2 protein-coding genes and 2 pseudogenes are annotated in these 4,351 nt (G+C 33.0%); all 4 read right to left on the bottom strand.

The window, feature by feature from the left end:
- Positions 1-295: 295 nt before the first annotated feature.
- A complete protein-coding gene (locus tag ACM6HU_RS24220; protein ID WP_016115156.1) occupies positions 296-1,132 on the bottom strand; it encodes an endonuclease I family protein in 837 nt (278 codons plus the stop codon).
- 117 nt (positions 1,133-1,249) lie between these two features.
- A complete protein-coding gene (locus ACM6HU_RS24225; RefSeq protein WP_016115157.1) occupies positions 1,250-2,680 on the bottom strand; it encodes a zinc dependent phospholipase C family protein in 1,431 nt (476 codons plus the stop codon).
- A 265-nt stretch (positions 2,681-2,945) separates the two neighbouring features.
- Positions 2,946-3,047: pseudogene (locus tag ACM6HU_RS24230) on the bottom strand (helix-turn-helix domain-containing protein); the annotation flags it as partial.
- A 39-nt stretch (positions 3,048-3,086) separates the two neighbouring features.
- A pseudogene (locus ACM6HU_RS24235) lies at positions 3,087-4,351 on the bottom strand (helix-turn-helix domain-containing protein); the annotation flags it as partial.

A 4,351-nucleotide genomic window follows, 5' to 3' on the forward strand; every position in this document is an offset into this window, starting at 1 on the left:
CCTCCTTACTGTTTGACTTTCTGTACCTAAAGTATACGTGTTCATTTATGTTAAAAACAATTAGTAAAATTCGATTAAAAAAATTGCAAATTACCACACGATTTAACCTTTTTATTTTACAAATTTTAAAGTATAAAAAGATTTCATCATCTATTTAGATGCCTTAGAGATAGTATTTTAAAAACAAATGTAAACACAAAAAGGAGTGATTATAATCACTCCTTTTTAGTACATCATTTACTGATAAATAAATTAACTAACCGCTCTACCATTCTTTTAACATATATAACCTTATTTATTTCCAAATTCCATTTGCCCATTCAGGATGATCGATAAATGGATTCCGGTTATGTTGATACTTTGTATAAATAATTTCATTACGCTTTCTCTCAATGTCATCAACAGGATCTTGCTCATTCCATTTTAGCAAAACAGATAGTTTTCCCATATATGGATCTTTATTGTTATTCACTCGCTCATTAAGTTCTAAATCTACTTCACCGCTATCCCCTTCATAACGAACAGCCATGTAAAATAACATTCTCGCAATATCGCCTTTTACACTATCACGAGGTTCCCAAGAATCATTATCGTATTTACATTCTGTCGCTTCTGGATGATTCACACCACCGTTATCAAAATCTAAGTTGCCACGTGAGCTATTGACAGATACATCTGTAGCTCTTAAATGATGCAAGTCCGTCCCTGGTCCTGCAGCCGTCCCAAAATCACCGTGCGATTTTGCCCAAACATGTTCTCGGTTCCAATTATCTACTCCTGAACCATTTGTAAATTTCCCTTGCGAACGCCCTGTATATAAAAGGAGCACATTATTTTTATTATTTGGATCTTCATCAGTATCCCTTAGCGCTTCCCAAACCGCACTGTATGATATCTTTGTATGATGATCAATAATGTTATGAAGCTCCTTTTTTAATTCTGAACCCGTTTTCCCCTTCGCGCTATTATAATATGTATCATCATAATTAGTTGCAGTTACCGCTTGATTTACTTTTGAAGATGAAGAAGCTCCTTCACCATATACGGTATCTGTAAATGATAGGGATGAAGAACCTAGAATAAAAAATGAAGAAATAGTAAAAATAGCAAGTTTTGTATTTCGGAACACCATATAAACATATCCCCTTTAAAATTTAATTTTAACTAATGAACGAAAAAATTTCTTTCTAAACACATGAATTAATTTAAAACTACATACACATTTTCTCTCTCTATACGTTAGAAAATTCTATTCAGCCTGTATAAATTTCCAAGCTTTTGGTGTATCTGCTTTCTTTCCTAACACAATCCAGCTCTTTCCATTACCATTTTCTTGATAATTGACTGGATAACCATCTGTATATAAGAAATATTCAGCTGAATTATTCGGATTTGGATACACTTTAAACTGTGCAGTATTTGCTTTTTGTTGCGCAAGATGTACCCAATTTGTCATGTTAGAGTAATTAAGAAATACGTAATTATCATAATTGGATTGCGTCATTTTCAGCAGTACACTTTCTCCTCGATGAAGGATACCATTATTATCTTTGTCAAATACAAACTGAACTGGTGTACCATGCACTTTATTATCATCTACGTGATTAGATAATAGTGCGTAGTCATTCCTTGCATACACTTCAAAGGTCAAACCTCTATTTAGAAACTCACTTGGTGCTACGACGTATTTTTTATTTTCTTGTATTGCTTCTCCCTTAGAGTCTTTCACTATAGTATTTTCTATATCTTCAGCAGCAGTTTTGCCAACAAATGTGTTAAACCATAAATGAATAAATCCCGCTGTATTTCTTTGAGCTTTTTCTAAACTTCTCTGAACAGCTGGCATAACTTCTTCTTGCCAAAGAGCATTGTTTCCCTTATTGTATTGAGATTTAATATTATCATTGGTAATATTCATAATTTCTGCCTTTGCAAGTTTAGCGGTTTCATGTATCCACTGTTTCGGATCATTAGAATCGACTAAATGATATGTTCCCTTGTCATCCTTCACTTCAAATTGTGTCTGGATAGTAGTCACATAATTCTCAAAAGCGCTATGAAACTTTAAGGCACTCATATCGACAGCTGTAAAATTAGCAGCGTGCATTGGCTGAGTAGCATCTGTGAAGTAGTGCGTCGCAACACCTAAATAATAAAAAGCTTGTTTTCGGTCATCCTTCTTAAAGTATTCACCTGCTAATTTAAAATATTTATCTCCTTGCGAGAGAGCTGTTGGTTCTTCTTCCCCTTTATAGTTCTTTCTCGTATCAGGATCATAGAAATGTGATTTCCATCCTCCCCTAATTAGCCCGTCAATGCCAATTGTACCTGTACCTCCATCGTTAAATTCATCAAGGTAATCGGCATCATAAAGACCTCTTTCAAATAACTCCTTATATTCAGGAGTATTTAAAAATTGCAATTCATTTTCTTGAACTGTCTTATCTTGATTACGACTCATAATTTGAATCGCATTTTGTGCAATCCATAAATGTGTACTTTCATTTGAATGATGCGGATGCTCTGCAGACCATCTTTTCACACGTTTGTGTTCTTGATGGTCTTGGTTTTCTTGTTTCATTACTTCTCCTATTCCACAAGCTTGTACTTCTGCTGGGATTACTACAGTACCAGAAGCTATCGCTGTGACAAGAGCCATTGTACATAATTTCTTTTTCATACGATTCTCCTAAATCTTAATTTCATCAATAACGTAAACGATTTCACCTTTAAGCAAAGATACCATTTTACATTATAAATGTAATTTAATAATAACCTATGTATTTCAATTTATTTATGCAATTATACATATTTAATTACTAGCTAAAATAAAGAAACAGTTCACAAGAAAAATCTCTATGTAACAAAATATAAAACAGAAGATTAAAAACGAGAGTACCTATCGTTTTTAATCTTCTGACACGTTAGCTAAGAAACCATTTCATTATTCTACTTAAATAAGCGACAGAACATATTCCTGATAGGAATTCCCCTTGTGTCAATCCTTTATGTATACGAATTTGTCGGATTCTTTCTCCAATTTGCATGTCTGTTCCCCTCTACCTTTAGTGAATCAAATGCTATTCTTAATCTAATACATTTTCGGCTGCTATTTTAAAATATTTTGCAGATCGTTTATATGCACGGCTATCATAAAGATGATTTCCTAGTTCAAGAGCCAACTCTCGAACTAAAGAATATTGCTTTTTTTCTAGCCCTATTTCAATTGCTTTTTCCATATTTCTCTCAAAACTATCATCATTTCCCCTTAGTTTAGATATTTGGGCTTTAAATCCATAGAGTTGAACATGTGCATAAGGTATATCACAAATAGATAGAATATCAAATGCATCATCTATCAGTTTATTAACAGTTTGCCAGTCTTTTCGCTCTATATGAATTTCTATTAAATTCCGTAGTATATACACCTTATCAGCTGTTCGCGGGAGATGGTCACTCAGTTCTAAACTTTTTTCATAATATGGAATCGCATTCGCAAAATCTTTCAAGCCTTGATAGATTTTCCCATAATTATATGCAGTCAAACATACATTCAAAGGATTGTTATTCGTCTTCACTTTATTTTCTGCTTGTTTCAAAGATTCAATAGCTTGTTCTGGTAGTTTATCCTTGTTATATTGCATTGCAAGAAGTATTAACACATATATTTTTTTTGCTCATCATTAAATTTTTCATACAATTTATAGGCTTTTTTGGCATACATGCGACTAATACTTTGATCCTTATCAAGGTTCTGACGTACATGACTTATGTTGTAATATATATGAGCATGTTGCACCGTTTCTTCAGGACCAAGCATATTTTCAATCTTCTTGTAAATTTCATATGCGGTAACATAGTCTCCTTTATTAAAAAAGTATACCCCTCTAGCCATTAGATAATATATATAATCTTCCTTATCTTGTGTTTCTATTTGTTCCGGAATCACTTGCGAAGCTTGATCAACAAGTGGTGCTACATATAATAAGTTATGGTTTCGAGCATGATAGTATATGAGAACACCATAAGTCTTTAATAATAAGGGAATTGAGTCTGTATCACGAACATACAGTTCTAACGAAGATAATTCTGTTTCCGTTATCCTTTTATCTTTTTTATACTTATCGCATATTTTAAGAATGCTAGATTCTACTCCCTCATTCTTTCCGTCTATTAGAAAATCCGAATCAAAATTGAGCTTTTGAGAAACCTTTTTTAAAAATGAAGTAGACGGTTTAACTTGTCCATTTTCTATTCTACTTAAATAAGCGATAGAGCATATTCCTGATACAAGTTCCCCTTGTGTCAATCCTTTATGTATACGAATTTGACGGATTCTTTCCCCGATTTT

The sequence above is a fragment of the Bacillus sp. IT-79MI2 genome, assembly GCF_949768135.1.
In the GTDB taxonomy this organism is placed as follows: Bacteria; Bacillota; Bacilli; order Bacillales; family Bacillaceae_G; genus Bacillus_A; species Bacillus_A pseudomycoides.